Source organism: Pantoea sp. GbtcB22, assembly GCF_019091025.1.
In the GTDB taxonomy this organism is placed as follows: Bacteria; Pseudomonadota; Gammaproteobacteria; order Enterobacterales; family Enterobacteriaceae; genus Pantoea; species Pantoea leporis.
Genome location: NZ_JAGXKB010000355.1, coordinates 1 through 260, shown reverse-complemented (window position 1 = coordinate 260; position 260 = coordinate 1). Strand labels below are relative to the sequence as shown.

General features: G+C 44.2%; 1 pseudogene. It reads right to left on the bottom strand.

Annotation, left to right across the window (positions count from 1 at the left end):
• Positions 1-260, bottom strand: a pseudogene (locus KVT28_RS25475) (hypothetical protein); the annotation flags it as partial.

The following is a 260-nucleotide window of genomic DNA, read 5'->3' as shown; positions in this document are numbered from 1 at the left end:
TGCCACTCAGGAGGGTTAGGAAAAGTAAAGCTGCTACTTTGGTATTTGTCGCCTGCAACGTCCCAAAAGGGTTTTCCGGCTGGTAATTTGGCAAATGGTGTTTTAGGATTGGGAATACCACCACATGGCGTACTACGCGCAAGCATTCTCTGAAAAAGTGCACCTTCGTCCTTTAGTAATAAAGGATCTGGCTTACCTATAATATTATTTGGTAATCCTTGCCAACCATTTGAACGTAATGGACGAGACCCCATTACACG